General features: G+C 69.6%; 16 protein-coding genes and 1 pseudogene. 10 read left to right on the plus strand and 7 right to left on the minus strand.

Annotated features, from left to right (window positions below):
* Window positions 1-198: 198 nt before the first annotated feature.
* Genes ACQEVS_RS26035 through ACQEVS_RS26045 form a run of 3 tightly spaced genes read left to right on the plus strand, consistent with a single transcriptional unit; the run spans window position 199 to window position 3,808 of the window.
* Window positions 199-1,386, plus strand: coding sequence for a DegT/DnrJ/EryC1/StrS family aminotransferase (locus tag ACQEVS_RS26035; protein WP_433024073.1), 1,188 nt, complete (start codon window positions 199-201; stop codon window positions 1,384-1,386).
* Window position 1,387: 1 nt separating this feature from the next.
* A complete protein-coding gene (locus ACQEVS_RS26040) occupies window positions 1,388-2,506 on the plus strand; it encodes a DegT/DnrJ/EryC1/StrS family aminotransferase (RefSeq protein ID WP_433024075.1) in 1,119 nt (372 codons plus the stop codon).
* Between the two features lie 30 nt (window positions 2,507-2,536).
* Window positions 2,537-3,808: a nucleotide sugar dehydrogenase gene (locus ACQEVS_RS26045; RefSeq protein WP_433024077.1), complete on the plus strand. Its 1,272-nt coding sequence runs from the start codon at window positions 2,537-2,539 to the stop codon at window positions 3,806-3,808.
* Here the strand turns inward: ACQEVS_RS26045 and ACQEVS_RS26050 are convergent.
* From ACQEVS_RS26050 to ACQEVS_RS26060, 3 genes and pseudogenes are all read right to left on the minus strand, one after another.
* On the minus strand, window positions 3,742-4,650 hold the full coding sequence (locus ACQEVS_RS26050) for an AfsR/SARP family transcriptional regulator (protein ID WP_433024079.1): 909 nt from the start codon (window positions 4,648-4,650) through the stop codon (window positions 3,742-3,744). The genes ACQEVS_RS26045 and ACQEVS_RS26050 overlap by 67 nt on opposite strands.
* Before the next feature lie 218 nt (window positions 4,651-4,868).
* Complete coding sequence (locus tag ACQEVS_RS26055) at window positions 4,869-5,516, minus strand: hemerythrin domain-containing protein (protein WP_433024081.1); 648 nt, start codon at window positions 5,514-5,516, stop codon at window positions 4,869-4,871.
* A gap of 296 nt (window positions 5,517-5,812) precedes the next feature.
* A pseudogene (locus ACQEVS_RS26060) lies at window positions 5,813-6,196 on the minus strand (transposase); the annotation flags it as partial.
* 189 nt (window positions 6,197-6,385) lie between these two features.
* Here ACQEVS_RS26060 and ACQEVS_RS26065 point away from each other — a divergent pair.
* Both ACQEVS_RS26065 and ACQEVS_RS26070 read left to right on the plus strand, forming a co-directional pair.
* Window positions 6,386-6,862 carry a hypothetical protein gene (locus ACQEVS_RS26065; protein ID WP_433024083.1) on the plus strand — a complete coding sequence of 159 codons (477 nt, stop codon included), beginning with the start codon at window positions 6,386-6,388 and terminating at the stop codon, window positions 6,860-6,862.
* A 299-nt stretch (window positions 6,863-7,161) separates the two neighbouring features.
* On the plus strand, window positions 7,162-7,488 hold the full coding sequence (locus tag ACQEVS_RS26070) for an integrase (protein ID WP_433024085.1): 327 nt from the start codon (window positions 7,162-7,164) through the stop codon (window positions 7,486-7,488).
* A gap of 135 nt (window positions 7,489-7,623) precedes the next feature.
* On the opposite strand, the gene ACQEVS_RS26075 is transcribed toward ACQEVS_RS26070, so the two are convergent.
* Window positions 7,624-9,153, minus strand: a complete 1,530-nt coding sequence (locus ACQEVS_RS26075; protein ID WP_433024087.1) for a helix-turn-helix domain-containing protein — start codon at window positions 9,151-9,153, stop codon at window positions 7,624-7,626.
* A gap of 1,108 nt (window positions 9,154-10,261) precedes the next feature.
* On the opposite strand from ACQEVS_RS26075, the gene ACQEVS_RS26080 reads away from it, so the two are divergent.
* The 5 genes from ACQEVS_RS26080 (at window position 10,262) to acnA (ending at window position 15,140) form a co-directional block, all read left to right on the plus strand.
* The gene (locus ACQEVS_RS26080; RefSeq protein ID WP_433027901.1) at window positions 10,262-10,648 is read left to right on the plus strand and encodes a GntR family transcriptional regulator; all 387 of its coding nucleotides are present in this window, start codon (window positions 10,262-10,264) and stop codon (window positions 10,646-10,648) included.
* 177 nt (window positions 10,649-10,825) lie between these two features.
* Entirely contained in the window at window positions 10,826-11,230 is a 405-nt protein-coding gene (locus ACQEVS_RS26085; RefSeq protein ID WP_433024089.1) for a DUF1992 domain-containing protein, read from the plus strand.
* A gap of 259 nt (window positions 11,231-11,489) precedes the next feature.
* Entirely contained in the window at window positions 11,490-11,654 is a 165-nt protein-coding gene (locus ACQEVS_RS26090) for a hypothetical protein (protein WP_433024090.1), read from the plus strand.
* Window positions 11,655-11,842: 188 nt separating this feature from the next.
* Window positions 11,843-12,196, plus strand: coding sequence for a hypothetical protein (locus ACQEVS_RS26095; protein ID WP_433024092.1), 354 nt, complete (start codon window positions 11,843-11,845; stop codon window positions 12,194-12,196).
* Window positions 12,197-12,425: 229 nt separating this feature from the next.
* On the plus strand, window positions 12,426-15,140 hold the full coding sequence (acnA, locus tag ACQEVS_RS26100) for an aconitate hydratase AcnA (protein ID WP_433024094.1): 2,715 nt from the start codon (window positions 12,426-12,428) through the stop codon (window positions 15,138-15,140).
* A gap of 78 nt (window positions 15,141-15,218) precedes the next feature.
* Here acnA and ACQEVS_RS26105 read toward each other — a convergent pair whose 3' ends face one another.
* From ACQEVS_RS26105 to ACQEVS_RS26115, 3 genes are read right to left on the minus strand one after another with little or no spacing between them, the layout of a single operon-like run.
* Window positions 15,219-15,425: a DUF397 domain-containing protein gene (locus ACQEVS_RS26105; RefSeq protein WP_433024096.1), complete on the minus strand. Its 207-nt coding sequence runs from the start codon at window positions 15,423-15,425 to the stop codon at window positions 15,219-15,221.
* The gene (locus ACQEVS_RS26110; RefSeq protein WP_433024098.1) at window positions 15,409-16,254 is read right to left on the minus strand and encodes a helix-turn-helix domain-containing protein; all 846 of its coding nucleotides are present in this window, start codon (window positions 16,252-16,254) and stop codon (window positions 15,409-15,411) included. The genes ACQEVS_RS26105 and ACQEVS_RS26110 overlap by 17 nt, the downstream gene beginning before the upstream one ends.
* Window positions 16,255-16,309: 55 nt before the next feature.
* Entirely contained in the window at window positions 16,310-17,272 is a 963-nt protein-coding gene (locus ACQEVS_RS26115) for an FG-GAP repeat domain-containing protein (protein WP_433024100.1), read from the minus strand.
* Window positions 17,273-17,328 lie beyond the last annotated feature (56 nt).

The following is a 17,328-nucleotide window of genomic DNA, read 5'->3' on the forward strand; positions in this document are numbered from 1 at the left end:
CCGTTACGGCGCGAAATACCGCAACGGGGGTTTCCGCATGCCATGGGTCACCTCGCCCGATTATTGCCAACTCCCCTGTCATGCAGCAAGTTCTTGCCCGTGGCGGCGCGACTCCACGGCTCCGTATGGTCTGTGCATGCCGCTCCCGCTGCAAACGGACCGACGCGGGCACAGACCGAGAATTCGAGGTGAACGGGTTTGGCAAGCACGGCACTGGAAAACTCGGCGGAGCCGATCCCCTTTTTCGACCAGGCGGAATCCTTCGCCTCACTCTGGCCCCTCACCGCCCGCCACACCGACGACGTCTTCGACCGGGGGAAGTTCTCGCACGGCCGCAAAGTGGCCGAGCTGGAGCGGGCCATCGCCGAATACACCGGCGCCGCCCATGCCGTGGCGGTCAACAGCGGAACGGACGCGCTGGTGATCCTCTTGCGCGCCGCCGGGATCGGGCCGGGCGACGAGGTCATCGTGCCCACCTTCTCCTTCTTCGCCACGGCCTCCTCGGTGAGCATGGCGGGCGCCACCCCGGTCTTCGCGGACATCACCGCCGACGGGGACTACGGGCTTGACGCCGCCTCCGCCGAAGCGGCGATCACCGAGCGCACCCGGGCCGTGATGCCGGTCCACCTCTTCAGTCAACTCGCCGACCTGGGCGCCCTGTCGGAGCTGAGCGCCCGCCATGACCTGCTGCTGCTCGAGGACAGCGCGGAGGCCATCGGGATGCGGTGGGACGGCACCCACGCAGGGCTGATCGGGGCGGGCGGCGTCCTGTCCTTCTTCCCCACCAAGACCCTCGGGGCGCTGGGCGATGCCGGCATGGTACTCACCCAGGACGACGCCATTGCCGAGCAGGCCGCGGTGCTGCGGCACCACGGCCGCATGGGCAAGACCATCGACCACATCGCCGGTATCTCCAACCTCTCCGGGGTCTCCGGCACCAATAGCAAGATGGACGACGTTCAGGCGGCCGTGCTGCTCGCCAAGCTCTCCCGGCTCGACGCGGACATCGCCCGACGGCGCGTCCTGGCCGAGGCGTACACGGAGCGGCTGCGCGGCGCCGACGGGGTGCCGGCCGTGCCCCGGATCGTGGAGCGCGCGGTCCCCACGGACCCGGTCTGCTACGTCTACCTGGTGGAGGTCGAGCGCCGCGACGAGCTGGTGGCGCACCTGGCCGCGCGCGGCATCGGCACCGAGACGTACTACCCGCGCCCCCTGCACCTCCAGCCCTGCTATGCGGACCACCCGCAGCACCGCCCCGGCCTCTTCCCCCACGCCGAGGCCGCCTGCGAGCGGACCCTGGCGCTCCCCCTCTATCCGGACCTCACCGAGGAGCGGCTGGAGACGGTGTGTTCCGCGATCTTCGACTTCTACGCCGGGAGGCGGTGACATGGCCACCATCCCCTTCTTCCCGCCCGACCTCTTCGACTCGGACCGGCAGGCGTTCAAGGACCTGCTGTACGAGGTGGGGACCGACCCCGAGCAGCGCTTCATCCTCGGCAGGCGCACCGCCGAGCTCGAGGAGGAGCTGCGTCGCAGCACGGGCGCGGAGCATGTCGTCGCCTGCTCCAGCGGCACGGGCGGACTCAACCTCGCCGTGCAGGCCCTGGGAGTCGGCCCGGGCGACGAGGTGATCGTGCCGGCGTTCTGCTGCCAGCCGGTGGCCAGTTCGGTGGCGAACCTCGGGGCGACCCCGGTCTTCGCCGACGTCGATCCGCACACCATGGTCATCGACCCGGACGACGTGGCCCGGCTGATCGGGGAGCGCACCAAGGCGATCATGCCCGCCCATGTCTTCTCGATCATGGCGGACATGCCCCGCATCAACGAGATCGCGAAGGAGCACGGGATCCCGGTCGTCGAGGACGCGGCGGTGGCCGAGGGCGCGGTGCTCGCCGGGGTGCCGTCCGGGCGCTGGGGAGACCTCGGGGTCTTCTCGTTCTTCCAGGTCAAGGCGTTCGGCACGGCCGGGGAGGGCGGCGTCGTCCTCACCGACGACGCGGAACTGGCCGCCCGTGTACGGCGGTTGCGCAACCATGGCCAGGACGGCGTGCACCGCTTCCTCCACCACGAGATCGGGCAGAACAGCCGCTTCGACGAGATCGTCGCCGCGTTCCAGCTCCACCGCCACGCCGGTTTCGAGGAGCGCCTGGAGCGCCGGGCCAGGATCGCCGACTACTACACCGAGCGGTTCGCGCCGCTGGCCGACCGGGGGCTGCTCGCCCCGCCCGCGGGGCGCGACGGCCGCTGCTACTACGTGTATTCCCTGCTCGTCCGGCGCCGTGGCGACCTGCGGGCGTGGCTCACGGAACAGGAGATCGGCAGTCATGTCTACTACCCGGTCCCGCTGCCCGGGCAGCCCGCATTCGCGGCGTACGCCCCGGAGGGCGCCGAGTGGCCGGGTGCGCGGCACGCCAGTGACCACAACCTGGCCATCCCGATCTGGCCCCATCTCACCGATGCGCAGGTCGAGTACATCGCCGACGCCGTCTGTGACTTCTTCAACTGACCAGGGTTCAACTGACGAGGGAGAGAGCCAATGACCACCAAGCTGGTTGTCATAGGCCAGGGGTACGTCGGTCTGCCGCTGGCCGTCGCGGCGGCCGAGCACGGCTACCACGTCGTCGGGTACGACACCGACGTGTCACGGGTGACCCGGCTCGCCGCGGGTGAGTCGTACGTGGGGGACATCCCCGCCGAGCGGCTGCGCGCCGTGCTCGACGGGGGCACGTACCAGCCGAGCGTCGACCCCGACGACCTGGACGGGTTCGACATCGCGGTCATCACCGTGCCCACCCCGCTGCACGAGGGGGTGCCGGACCTCTCCTACATCGAGCAGGCGGGCGAGGAGCTGGCCTCCCGGCTGACGCCCGGGGCCACGGTGGTGCTGGAGTCCACCAGCTACCCCGGCACCACCGAGGAGGTTCTCGCCCCGATCCTGCAGAAGGGCTCCGGGCTCGGCCCCGGCCTCGACTTCCACCTCGGCTACAGCCCCGAGCGCATCGACCCCGGCAACGCCGAGTGGACCTTCGAGACCACCCCCAAAGTGGTCTCCGGGGTGGACGAGGAGTCGCTGCGGACCCTGGAGGCCTTCTACGGCTCCATCGTCCGGCAGACCGTGCCCGCGCCGTCCACACGCGTCGCGGAGCTCGCCAAGGTCCTGGAGAACACTTTCCGGCACGTCAACATCGCCCTGGTCAACGAGCTCGCCACACACGCCGCCGGCATCGGGGTCAACGTCTGGGACGCGCTGGAGATCGCCTCGACCAAGCCGTTCGGCTTTATGCGGTTCACCCCGGGCCCGGGCGTGGGCGGCCACTGCCTCCCCGTCGACCCGCTCTATCTCTCCTGGCGGGTGGAGCGGACCCTCAGCAAGCGGTTCCGGCTGGTGGAGCTGGCGGACGAACTCAACAACCAGATGCCGGAGTACGTGGTGCAGCGGCTCACCCGCGGCCTCGACCGGCGGCGGCAGACCGTCACCGGCTCCCGCATCCTCATGCTCGGCCTGGCCTACAAGGCGAACACCGGTGACGTCCGCGAATCCCCGGCCCTGCCCATCGCCCGGATGCTGATCGAGGCGGGCGCCTCGGTCCGGGTGGCCGACCCGTACGTCACCGAGAGCGTCGGCATACCGGGCATCACGCGGGTCGACCTGACCGAGGAGGAACTGACGGAGGCCCACGCCGTTCTGCTCACCACCGACCATGACGCCTTCGACTACGCCGCGATCGCGTCCTCGGCCCGCTACGTCTTCGACTGCCGCAACCGGCTCCGGTCCGCGGGGCCCGCGGAAAACATCGAATCCCTGTGAGCCGGGCCGGCGTCGGAGAGCCTGACCGGCGCCGACCCGGCACGGGCGAAGACGGTGTCCGGCCCGTCGTGTGCGTCGAGCACCGGATCGCAGAGCAGTATCGCCCGGTAGAGGTCGTGGATGCGCGGCGACGGCTCGAGGCCCAGCTCGTCGTGCATCACCTGCCGCAACTTCTGTGCGACGCCCAGCGCCTGGGTGCGCCGCCCCGACCGGTAGAGGGCCAGCATCAGCTGGGCGTGCAGATACTCGTGCGTGGGGTACTGCGCGGCAATCACGCTGAGTTCGCCGTTGAGGTCGCGGTAGCGGCCGAGGCGCAGGTCGGCGTCGACGCGCTGCTCCAGGGCACTCACCCGCTCCTCGTCGAGCCCCGCGACATGGGCCCGCAGCACCGGCCCGCCCTGCACATTGGACAGGGCCGGACCCCGCCACAGGCTCAGGGCGTCGCCCAGTGCGGCGGAGGCCGCCGCATCGTCGGCGCGCAGCAGGGCACGGCCCTCCCGCACCAGTGCGGCGAAACGCTTCAGGTCGAGCTCGTCATTGCGGACGATCAGGAGGTATCCGCCGTCCCGCGTCGCCAGGACGCCGCGTGCCGCCTGTGCACTGCCAATACGTGGAACGGTGCTGAGCGCTTTCCTGAGTTGGAGGATGTACGACTGGACGGTGGAGAGCGCCGAGTTCGGCGGCGAGTTCTCCCAGAGCTCGTCAATACAGGTGCTGGTGGGCACCACTTGGTTCGCGTTGAGCAGCAGGAGCGCGAGGAGTTGCCGCTGCTTGGGCGCCGTCGGTGTGCAGTCATGGCCCTGTTCACTCACGCGCAAGGGGCCCAGAACGGAGAATTCCATTGTGTCTTCGCGCACCTTCCGAGGCGGGCTAGACGGAGCGCCTCGGTCCGTGAAGCGCGTGATCTGGCCGGTACTGGCAGGAAACTGTCGGGCCTGCTGACAGGTCAGTGGAGATCTCTGGACTCTAGGGCAAGCAGATCGGCTTTTCAATGATCCACTGGCTTGCAGCCAGTAAACGAAAGGAAGTTGAGGATTGATCTGCGAACGGAATCCTCCGTTCAGTAACGGACCGATAGTGCAGAACGCCGATATCGGGGAAGCCAGATGGTGTGAAAGGCCAGGCGCGCGGCGGGGGAGAGCAGATTCAGGACATACCGGCGGGTGGATTCCGGCGCCCCGTCCAGCAGCCAGGGGTAGTACGGCGCCGAGCCGTCCCGGCGCATCCTGCGGGACTGTTCTGTCGTGTATGCCTGCCACTCGGCCGGGCTGAGCACGGCCAGGGCCATGGGGAAGATCTCTGTCTCCTCCTGGTCGAGGTGGCCCAGTAACGAGATACAGAAGTCCTCGCCGTAGCGGCGGAGATGCGACTCGTTGTGGACGGCCAGTGCGGTGCTGATCCCCAAGGCCAGCGAGCGCAGCCGCTCACGCTCCCGCACCAGCGCGGTGAGCGATGCCGCCTCGCCGCCCGTGCGGGCCGGCTCGATCCGCAGGGCCGGCCATAACGCGGCCGCCTCGGTGGTGTGGTGGAGCGCCAGATAGCACTTGAACGTCTCCCAGCCCGCCCGCACCCCGGGCCGCTGTGCGGCCCGTTGCTCGCCGATCGCGGCCATGAGCCGTGCCGTGTCCCGCCGGAACGCATCGTGTATCGCATAGACGATGGCCAGCGGGTGATCGGTCCGGGCGCGGTCGGTGGGGCCGGCAGTCATCGGTCGAATCCTCAGGGTCTTGAGGCCTTGTGGGCATGGCTGAGAACGAGGGGTGTGTCCGCACGGAACCAGTGCGGAGCCTCGCTTCCGAGTATCCGCCGCCGCAGACTCTGGGGCAAGCTGTTCCATAGATGTCTCCGCCCTCTGGCCTCGCTGTTCGGTTGCCGTGGTCAGGCGGGTAGTTGATCTCGTTCGATGGGTGTGCGGCTTGGCACTTGTAGGTGGGCATGGCTGTGTCCCGACGCTGCGGCCGGGGTCTCCGGAGTCCTTCGGTCGTGGGCAGAGACGGCAGCGGGTCAGGCTGCTGAGCAAGGCAGGATGGCGAGTCGGCCAAAGGCTCTGGCCAGGTCGTTGCGCCAGGGCCGGCCGGCGGAGATCCGCAGATGCGGGCGACGGGCACCTTTGGTGATGCGGGCGGCGGTGTGCGGCAGCCGGTAGCGGAGCCTTTTCGGCTCGGCTGTGGTCGACGCGCCGTCCAGCAGGAGGATCTGTGTCCAGGCGAGCAGGTCGATGGCGGCCAGGGACAGCTCCAGCCATGCCTGGTTGACCGGGTAGTGGCGGGAGGGGAAGCGGCCGAAGCCGGTGGATGTGCCGCAGCGGATGCGGTCTTCGACGCGGGCATGTGCCCGGTGGCGGGCCTCGAACGGTTATAAGGAGCCATGGCCGTATGGGGTGTCGGTGAGGAAGGACCTGCTCAACGCTCCTCCTCAGGAGCGATCCACCCGATGCGCGAGCGTCTGACACCCCAAGTGCCGTAGAGCGCCGTCTCTATCACCTTCCTAAAGGAGCTTCACCTGCCGGGCTACAGAGAAGACCGATGGCTGAAGAAGCGACCCGACTCGACCACCGGTAAACGCGAACGCACGGCGATGTACGGAAAGTGCACCCGCTATCGGGTCAAGGGCATTCCGGGCGTCAAGGACCGTCCGTTCGATACGCTTCAGGACGCCAAGACGTGGCTCGCTCAAGCTCAAACCGATGCCAGTCGGGGCGAGTTCGTCGATCCGCGCGACGGTGCCGTGTCCCTCAAGGAGTACATCGAGACGCACTGGTGGCCCACACGGAGCGGAGACCCGTCCACCATCGAGCACATCGAGCAGAGGGTGCGCCGTCACATCCTTCCGCACCTCGGTTCCCAGCCGCTGAACGGCATCGGCACCGAAGTCCTGCACAACTGGAAGAAGCGGCTGGAGAAAGCCCCTGGTCCAACCTCGATCCCTCTTGTCTGGGCGACGCTGTCCAACGTCCTCCAGGCCGCCGTCGAGGACCGTCGCCTCGGACGCAACCCGTGCCGGTCCAGCAGCGTCGGCCCTCCGGCCGCCGCACCCGGCAGGGTCGAGGCGTGACCGCAGGAACGGGTACTGGCGGTACGGGCGGCCATGCCGGACCGCTACCGGCTGCTCGTCTTGATCGGTGCGGGCCTTGGGCTCCGGCAAGGAGAGGCGCTCGGGCTCTCGGTGGACGACATCGACTTCGACAAGGAAGTCGTCCACGTCCGGCGGCAGGTCAAGTGTGGCCCGGGCCATCCGGCAGCACACGGACCGGTTCGCGCCGGTGCCGGTCACGCTGCCCTGGGACGACCCGCGTCCTGTGGAGACGCCGGTGGAAGCCAAACGCCGGCGGCCCAGGACCTACAGCCCTCCTGGTGACGGGCCGCGAGCGGAAGGCCATCAACCGGAACTACTTCACCTCCTACGTGTGGAAGCCGGCTCTGGCCGCGGCCTGCGTGATCGCTCCGCTGGAGGAGGCCGGCGCCAACGGCGCTCGTGTGTGGGAGCCGTCCCGGGAACGTGGCTTCCACGCCCTGCGCCACTTCTACGCCTCCGAGGAACTGGAGGCCGGCGAATCGATCGTCTCCCTGGCGCGCTGGCTGGGGCACTCCGACCCCGGGTTTACGCTGCGGAAGTACTCCCACTTCCCGCCTCGCGCGGGAGCACGGGGCAGCGCCGCGATTGACGCGATCTTCGCGTAACACAGCCGGACGGCACCAAGTGGCTTGCAGGGTCCGCCGCGGGCGCAAAGTCCCAGAGAAGTCCCACGGATGCCGCCGCACCCCTCCCTGACCCGCTAAGTAGCAGGTCAGGTGGGGTGTGGCGGCATTCGCGCATCAGATGTCCCGAAAGATCTCGATCTGCGCCCCGATCGAGTTCAGCCGGTCCGCCAGGTCCTCGTACCCCCGGTTGATCACGTACACGTTGCGCAGCACGGACGTGCCCTCCGCCGCCATCATGGCCAGTAGGACGACGACCGCGGGGCGGAGGGCCGGGGGGCACATCATCTCGGCGGAGCGCCAGCGGGTGGGGCCCTCGACGAGGACGCGGTGGGGGTCGAGGAGTTTGACGTCGGCGCCGAGGCGGTTGAGGTCGGTGAGGTAGATGGCGCGGTTGTCGTAGACCCAGTCGTGGATGAGGGTCTGGCCCTGGGCGAAGGCGGCGATGGCGGCGAAGAACGGGACGTTGTCGATGTTGAGGCCGGGGAACGGCATCGGGTGGATCTTGTCGATGGGGGCCCGGAGCTTGGAGGGGCGGACGGTGACGTCCAAGAGGCGGGTGCGGCCGTTGTTGGCGCGGTATTCGGGGCTGCGCTCGTGGTCGAGGCCCATCTCCTCCAGGACGGCCAGTTCGATCTCCATGAACTCGATGGGCACCCGGCGGATCGTCAGCTCCGACTCCGTGATCACCGCCGCGGCCAGCAGGCTCATCGCCTCCACCGGGTCCTCCGACGGCGCGTAGTCGACGTCGCGGTCGATGCGGGCCACGCCATGGACGGTGAGGGTCGTGGTGCCGATGCCCTCGACCTTGACGCCCAGCTCCTCCAGGAAGAAGCAGAGGTCCTGGACCATGTAGTTGGAGCTGGCGTTGCGGATGACGGTGACGCCGTCGTGCCGGGCGGCGGCCAGCAGGGCGTTCTCGGTGACCGTGTCGCCGCGCTCGGTCAGGACGATGGCGCGGGTGGGGGAGACGCTGCGGTCGACCTTCGCGTGGTACGTGCCGTCGGTGGCGGTGATCTCCAGGCCGAAGTGGCGCAGGGCCGTCATGTGCGGCTGGACGGTACGGGTACCGAGGTCGCAGCCGCCGGCGTACGGGATGCCGAACTGGTCCATGCGGTGCAGCAGCGGGCCGAGGAACATGATGACGCTGCGGGTGCGCCGGGCGGCCTCGCGGTCCATCGCGTCCAGGTCGAGGTCGGCCGGGGGAATGATCTCCAGGTCGTTGCCGTCGTTGATCCAGCGGGCGCGGACGCCGATGCTGCCCAGCACCTCCAGGATCCGGTAGACCTCCTCGATCCGGGCCACCCGCCGGAGGGTGGTGCGGCCGGCGTTCAGAAGGGTCGCGCAGAGCAGCGCCACGCAGGCGTTCTTGCTGGTCTTGACGTCGATCGCGCCGGACAGCCGGCGCCCGCCGACCACCCTCAGGTGCATGGGGCCGGCATAGCCCAGGGACACGATCTCACTGTCCAGCGCTTCACCGATACGGGCGATCATATCAAGACTGATGTTCTGATTTCCCCGCTCGATGCGGTTGACCGCGCTCTGACTGGTACCGAGCGCGTCGGCGAGCTGCGACTGGGTCCAGCCCCGATGCTGCCGGGCGTCACGGATGAGCTTGCCGATGCGGGCGAGGTAAGCGTCTGTCATGAGGTAGACGGTATCTCAGATATGAGATCTTTCGCGGGATCCCTCAATGATCTATCTTTGTTCTATTGGCATGCGAACAATTCGTCATCGAGTCATTGAGAGGTGGCCGGTGAACCTTCCCCTGCGCACCGCCGGGCGGCCCTGGCGCCCAGCCCTCCTCGTGCTGCCCTACCTCCTGGCGGCCACCGCCTTCCTCCTCCTCTTCGAACGCCGGCGCGACCGGCTGCCGGACCGGCTGGCCACCCACTTCAGCGGTTCCGGCCACGCCGACGGCTTCACCGCCAAGAGCTCCTTCGCCTACGAGGGCCTCACCCTCGTCCTCTCCCTCGCCGTCCTCTTCGCCGCGCTCGCCTTCTTCCTCGAACTCGAAGTCCTCTCCTGGCGCGCCCTCGCCGCCACCGCCTACGCCGCGGCCGCCCTGATCGGCTCGCTCATGATCTGGACCGTCCTCTGCAACGCGTCCGCCGACGCCCCCGCCGACGCCCGGCTCGGCCTCGCCACTCTGGTGACGGCCTTGCTCTCCGCCCTCGTGGCGGGCGTCCTCGGCGTCCTGCTCGCCGGCCTCACCGCCCCGCGCGCCCGCCAGGCGGCCGCCACCACCGCTCCCACCGCTCCCCGCCTGCCGCTCGGCGCCACGGAAGGGGCGGCCTGGACGCGGCCCGTGGTCTCGCGCCCGCTGCTCGGCCTCGGCGTCGCCCTCCTGGTCGTCGCGGCCGGATTCGGCTTCGCGGGCGGCTGGGCGGCCGGGCTGGGGATCGCGGTGGGCGCCGTGCTGGTCCTCCCGCTCTCCGGCGCCCGCGTCGCCGTCGACCGCCACGGCCTGACCGTCACACCCCTGTGGGCGCCCCGGCCCCGGCTGCGGATCGGGCTCGACCGCGTCGTCTCGGCCGACGGCCGCGCGGTGGACGCGTTCCGCGAGTTCGGCGGCTGGGGCTACCGCGTCCGCTCCGGCCGCAGCGGGCTCGTGCTGCGCTCCGGCGACGCCCTCGTGGTCCGGCTGACGAGCGGCGGCGAGTTCGTCGTCACGGTCGATGACGCCGCGACCGCCGCCGCCCTGCTCAACACCCTCGCCGACCGCGCCCGTCGGCGCGCGGGCACCGGGGCTGACGTGCTCGTCCGACTCGACCACGGGTCGCCCGTACCGCTCGGCGACCAGATCGCCGCCTCCGTCCGTGGCGCGGTCGCCGACGGCTCGGTGCGCCCGGGGGAGCGGTTGCCCGCCGCCCGCGCCCTGGCCGACTCGCTCGGGGTCAACGTGCACACCGTGCTCCGCGGCTACCAGCGGCTGCGCGAGGAAGGGATCATCGAACTCCGGCGCGGCCGGGGCGCCGTGGTCACCGCGGGCGACGCCGTCGCCGACCGCGCCCGGCTGCTCGCCGCCGCCGGCCGGCTCGTCGCGGAGGCCCGCTCCTCCGGCCTGGGCGACGAGGCCATCCTGAACCTCGTCCGGACCAGCCTCGACCCCGCCTGGTCCGGTGGTGGAGGTTCCGTCTGATCCCGGCGCGGAGAACCCGCCTGGTCCCGACACGGAGGACCCGTCTGATCTTGAGGCGTTGGAAGCGGAGTTGACGGTACCGCCGGACCGCCGTCCGGCGGGCCTCCTCCCGGCTCACCCGGCCCGATGCGCGACACTGGAAGGAAAGCGAAGGCCAGAGGTGACGGGAGCCGACCCATGACCGAACGCAAGCCGCCCGGCGTGGACTTCGAGACCTGGGCGGACCTGCAGATCCGCGAGGCGACGGAGCGCGGGGACTTCTCGGACCTCCCCGGCTTCGGCAAGCCGCTGCCCGGCCTCGACCGCCCCTACGACGCCATGTGGTGGGTCAAGGAGAAGATGCGGCGGGAGAACCTGTCGTTCCTGCCGCCCTCCCTCGTCCTGCGCAAGGAGGCGGAGGACGCCGTCGAGGCGGCGTCCCGGGCGGGCTCGGAGCGCGAGGTCCGGCGCATCGTCACCGCGATCAACGAAAAGATCACGGAGGCTCTCCGACGTCCTCCGGAGGGGCCTCCGCTCCGCCTCAAGCCCTTCGACGTGGAAACCGTGGTGCGCGAGTGGCGGGAGCGGCGAAGCGAGGCGTAGGAAGCGGGGGTGTCCGGCCCGTCGTTCACCTATCCGGACGTACCCCTCCCCACCGATTGCGCCGGTCGTCACCTGCGAGGATCGGGAGCGGCGGGAGCGACCCACGCGCGTACGGCAAGGGTGACGCCACACCGGTCGTCCTGCTCCCCGGGCTGAACGCGACACCGGCCGTCTGGGTCCCTGGTCGGGACAGCTGGGTCCCCGGCCGGAACAGCTGAATCCCTGGTCGGGGCAGGGGGCAGACCTAGGATCAACCGCCATGACCACGACATCAGAGGACGCTCCTGACGTCCCCCGCTGGATGAACGTCGTCTCGGTGACCGCCGACGTCCTCCTCTCCCTGTTCAAGTCCGTGAGCCGGGGGAGCGGCGGCCATGGCGGTGGCGGCGGCACGGGCGACGGCGGCGGGGGCGACGCCGGGTGACCCGACGCGCCCGGATCCACCGATTCCGCGGCCCGCTGCCCTGTCGAAACCGGGAAGCCGTTCCGGCGGGGGCCGGAAGTGGCCACCGTGAACCATGAGGTCGTTCAGAGCCCAACTCCGGTAGCCGCGTTCGCGTTCACCGGTCGATACCCTATGCACCAGATGTCCCCTCTGTGATTGCGACCCCGATGCCCGACCCCCGCCGACCGCTCCTGTCGTCGCGACTGCACTGGACCGTGCACCTCGCGCCCTGGGTCTTCCCCATCGACTACGACGGGCGCAAGTCCTGGACCTGGTGGAACCCGCGCTTCCTCCTGGTGCTGCTGCTGGGCCCCTGCCTGTTGATCGGGGCGCTCAACCCGCTGGCTTCCCTCTCCTGGCGGTACCGGGCCCTGGGAGGGCTCGCCGGGGTGGCCGTCACCGCGCTTCTGGCGCTCTGCGTCACCGGCTACCGGCGGCTCGCCGCGTTCGTGGACGAGGAGGAGCGCCGGGCGGCCGCCGCCGCTGCCCCCGGCTCCCCCGATGAGGCGGCCCGCGCCTGACCGGCCGACCGGCCTGCCGGCGGAGCGGGCGGCACTCCGGGCATGACCGATCCCCGGTGATGTACTAGAGTTATCTCGACATCGAGATATATGGCGAGAGAGGCGTACCGCTGTCGCGCCACTAAGGCTTGCCTAAGTTAGGGCAACCTTAGCGGACCGGCGCGACGTTGTCGCGGCAGGATGGCCGCAGTACGCGCGTACGCGCATTCATGCAATGAAGGAGACTGTCGTGTCGGCGAACAGCTTCGACGCCCGCAGCACGCTGCAGGTGGGCGACGAGTCGTACGAGATCTTCCGGCTGGACAAGGTCGAGGGCTCCGCTCGCCTTCCCTACAGCCTCAAGGTGCTGCTGGAGAACCTGCTCCGCACCGAGGACGGCGCCAACATCACCGCCGACCACATCCGCGCGCTGGGCGACTGGGACTCGCAGGCCCAGCCCAGCCAGGAGATCCAGTTCACGCCGGCCCGCGTGATCATGCAGGACTTCACCGGCGTTCCCTGCGTCGTCGACCTCGCCACCATGCGCGAGGCCGTCAAGGAGCTCGGCGGCGACCCGGCGAAGGTCAACCCGCTCTCCCCGGCCGAGCTGGTCATCGACCACTCCGTCATCGCCGACAAGTTCGGCACGAAGGACGCCTTCGGCCAGAACGTCGAGCTGGAGTACGGCCGCAACAAGGAGCGCTACCAGTTCCTGCGCTGGGGCCAGACCGCCTTCGACGACTTCAAGGTCGTCCCGCCGGGCACCGGCATCGTCCACCAGGTGAACATCGAGCACCTCGCGCGTACGGTCATGGTCCGCAACGGCCAGGCGTACCCCGACACCCTCGTCGGCACCGACTCGCACACCACCATGGTCAACGGCCTCGGCGTGCTCGGCTGGGGCGTCGGCGGCATCGAGGCCGAGGCCGCGATGCTCGGCCAGCCGGTCTCGATGCTCATCCCGCGCGTCGTCGGCTTCAAGCTGACCGGTGAGCTGCCCGCCGGCACCACCGCCACCGACCTCGTCCTCACGATCACCGAGATGCTGCGCAAGCACGGCGTCGTCGGCAAGTTCGTCGAGTTCTACGGCGAGGGCGTGGCCGCCACGTCGCTGGCCAACCGCGCCACCATCGGCAACATGTCGCCGGAGTTCGGCTCCACCGCCGCGATCTTCCCGATCGACGGCGAGACCCTGAACTACCTCAAGCTCACGGGCCGCAGCGAGCAGCAGGTCGCGCTCGTCGAGGCGTACGCCAAGGAGCAGGGCCTCTGGCTCGACCCGGCCGCCGAGCCCGACTTCTCCGAGAAGCTCGAGCTCGACCTGTCGACGGTCGTCCCGTCGATCGCCGGCCCGAAGCGCCCGCAGGACCGCATCGTCCTCGCGAACGCCGCCGCGCAGTTCGCCCAGGACGTCCGCAACTACGTCGACGACGTCGACGAGGCGGGCAAGGAGTCCTTCCCGGCCTCCGACGCCCCGGCCGTCTCCGCCGGCGTCCCGTCGAACCCGGTCACCGTGACCGCCCCCGACGGCTCGACGTACGAGCTCGACCACGGCGCCGTCACCGTCGCCGCGATCACCTCCTGCACCAACACCTCGAACCCCTACGTCATGGTCGCCGCCGCGCTCGTGGCCAAGAAGGCGGTCGAGAAGGGCCTGACCCGTAAGCCGTGGGTCAAGACCACCCTCGCCCCGGGCTCCAAGGTCGTCACCGACTACTTCGACAAGGCGGGCCTCACCCCGTACCTCGACAAGGTCGGCTTCAACCTTGTCGGTTACGGCTGCACCACCTGCATCGGCAACTCCGGCCCGCTGCCGGAGGAGGTCTCCAAGGCCGTCAACGACCACGACCTCGCCGTCACCTCGGTGCTCTCCGGCAACCGCAACTTCGAGGGCCGGATCAACCCCGACGTCAAGATGAACTACCTGGCGTCGCCGCCGCTGGTCGTGGCCTACGCGATCGCCGGCTCGATGAAGGTCGACATCACCAAGGACGCCCTGGGCACCGACCAGGACGGCAACCCGGTCTACCTCAAGGACATCTGGCCCTCCGAGGCCGAGGTGAACGACGTCGTCGCCAACGCCATCGGCGAGGACATGTTCAACAAGTCCTACCAGGACGTCTTCGCGGGCGACGCGCAGTGGCAGGCCCTGCCGATCCCGACCGGCAACACCTTCGAGTGGGACGCCGAGTCCACCTACGTCCGGAAGCCCCCGTACTTCGAGGGCATGACGATGGAGACCACCCCGGTCACCGACATCGCCGGCGCCCGCGTCCTCGCCAAGCTGGGCGACTCGGTCACCACCGACCACATCTCCCCGGCCGGTGCGATCAAGGCCGACACCCCGGCCGGCAAGTACCTCACCGAGCACGGCGTCGAGCGTCGCGACTTCAACAGCTACGGCTCCCGCCGCGGCAACCACGAGGTCATGATCCGCGGTACGTTCGCCAACATCCGCCTGCGCAACCAGATCGCGCCGGGCACGGAGGGCGGCTTCACCCGCGACTTCACCCAGGACGGCGGTCCGGTGTCGTTCATCTACGACGCCTCCCGCAACTACATCGAGCAGGGCACCCCGCTCGTCGTCCTGGCCGGCAAGGAGTACGGCTCCGGCTCGTCCCGCGACTGGGCCGCCAAGGGCACCGCGCTCCTCGGCGTCAAGGCCGTCATCGCCGAGTCCTACGAGCGCATCCACCGCTCCAACCTCATCGGCATGGGCGTCCTCCCGCTCCAGTTCCCCGAGGGCGCCTCGGCCGACTCCCTCGGCCTGACCGGCGAGGAGACCTTCACCTTCACCGGCGTCACCGAGCTCAACGAGGGCCGCACGCCGCGCACGGTCAAGGTCACCACCGACACCGGTGTCGAGTTCGACGCGGTCGTCCGCATCGACACCCCCGGTGAGGCGGACTACTACCGCAACGGCGGCATCATGCAGTACGTGCTGCGCAGCCTGATCCGCAAGTAAGCGGCAGGGCGCTTCGCGCCCGAGGGCCGCATTCCGTGTTCGCGCACGGGGTGCGGCCCTCGGTGCGTTCGGGGGCGGTTAGAGGGCGCCTTCGCCGACCGCGCCGACGAACGACTCCCAGCTCGCTCTCGTGAGGCGGATCGAGGTGCGCTCGGTCGCCTTGCTGTCACGGACGCGAACGGTATTGGGGACTTGGGCCGCTACTTCGACGCAGTTGCCGCCGGTTGTGTTGCTGTACGACGAGGCGCGCCATTCCTGTGCGCATATGTCAGATGTGGAGTCCATGCGTCGCCCAATCCTTCGCCGCTGATTCGATCAGGGCCATGGATGCCGCTGGGGAAAGCGCGTTAGCCCTGGCCAGATCGTATGACCGCTGGCATTGGGCGACCAGGAAGGGATCCTCGATGAGCTGACCCGTATCTGCGCCTTCGTCATAGACGACAGGCGGTGCGTCGCTGAAATCCATCAGCGAGACCATGGTGTTCAGGAAACGATGCGGACCGGCGGTGAAGGGCATCACCTGGATGACGACATTGGACATGGTGCGCATCACCTCGGCAAGGTGACTGAGCTGCTCACGCATGACCTCAGGGCCGCCCACGGCGACGCGGAGAGCTGCCTCGTGGATGATCGCCCAGTAAACGGGCGCGGATGGGCCCTCCAGCAGTTTCGCCCGTTCGACTCGGGCCTGTACGAGTCGCTCCACCACATCCGGCGAGGTGAACCGCTGCCCAGACCGAATCGCGGCCCGTGCGTACGCCTCGGTCTGCAAGAATCCCAGCACATACATCGACGAGAACTCGCTGATCGTCTGTGCCTGCCGCTCCAGCTCCGCCGCGTCGTCGAAGTAGTGGGCGACCTTGAACCTACGGGCGAGCCTGCACAGCCGTTGCATGTGCTCACCGGTCCCGAAGATCTCGTCGAACCGCTTCGACAGCTCCAACTGCGGAATGCGGAGGGCCGACTCGAACTGGCCGATGTACGAACCCGAGCAGAACGCCCGTGTCCCGAGCCCGGTCTGTGACAGGCCGGCCTCGTTGCGCAGGCGCTCCAGCTCGGAGCCGTAGAACGCGCGCGGGTTGGCGTACGGGTCCTTGGACTTGGTCGCGCTCACGCACCCAGCGTATCCATATGGGACCGCTGGGTTAGGTGAGTTCCGGGAGCGTCACTCAGAAGAGCAGCCGGTACTGGTTCCAGCCCGACTTCCCCACCAGCACCCGGGACTTGAACGGCGCGGAAGCCCGCCCCGTCCCCTTGTACAGCCACAGCGCGCCCTTGCCGTCCCGGGCGAGCAGGTCCGCGTGGCCGTCGAGGTCCACGTCGCCGGTGCCGAGCAGGGTGTTGAACTGGTTCCAGCCGTCACCGATGCGGGTGCGGGCCTTGAAGGGGCGGGACGCGTCGCCGGTGCCCTGGTAGAGCCAGAGGGTGCCCTTGCCGTCGCGGGCGACGATGTCCGTCCTGCCGTCGCCGGTGAGGTCGCCGCGGCCGGTGATCGCCGTGTACTGGCCCCAGCCCGGGCCCACCTTCTTGCGGCCCGAGAGGGAGCCGTCGGCCTTGGCCAGGTAGAGCCAGAGCACGCCCGCGCGGTCGCGGACGAGGATGTCGGACTCCTTCGAGCCGCCGAGGGTGCCGGGGGAGAAGAAGCTGTCGTACTGACCCCAGTCGGTGGCGACTTCCCGGGCGCCCTTCCTGGTGATGTACCCCACCGAGTCGTCCGGCCCGATGGCGTAGTTGGCCTCGAAGACCCCGTCGCGGTCGTGGTCGACCGCCGTCGCCGCCTTGATCGCGTTCCAGCCGTCGCCGGCGGACTCGCGCGGCGCCAGCCCGCCCTTGCCGTCGGGCAGGTAGCTGAAGTAGCCGCCCTTGCGGTCGACCGCCTGGACCGGGAAGAAGGGCGCGTCCGGCGACAGCCGGGCGTCGGCCCGGAGGGCCGGCGCGGCCGGTGCCGACGGCGGCCGCACCGCCGGGACGGACCCGGGGCCGGGGACGTCCGCCGACGCTGTGCCCGCCGTGACGGCGGCCAGGGCGACGGCGGTCGCGGCGGTGACGGCGCGCGAGACGGCGCGGCGACGGGAACGGCCGGGAAGGTGGGGCACGTAGGGCTCCGAACGGTAGGCGTAGGGGAACGGCACGACGGAGGTGTCACGTGCGTACCGCCACGCCCCCCCGCGTGATCAGGATGCTGCCA

This window comes from Streptomyces sp. CA-181903, from assembly GCF_050937075.1.
Lineage (GTDB): Bacteria > Actinomycetota > Actinomycetes > Streptomycetales > Streptomycetaceae > Streptomyces.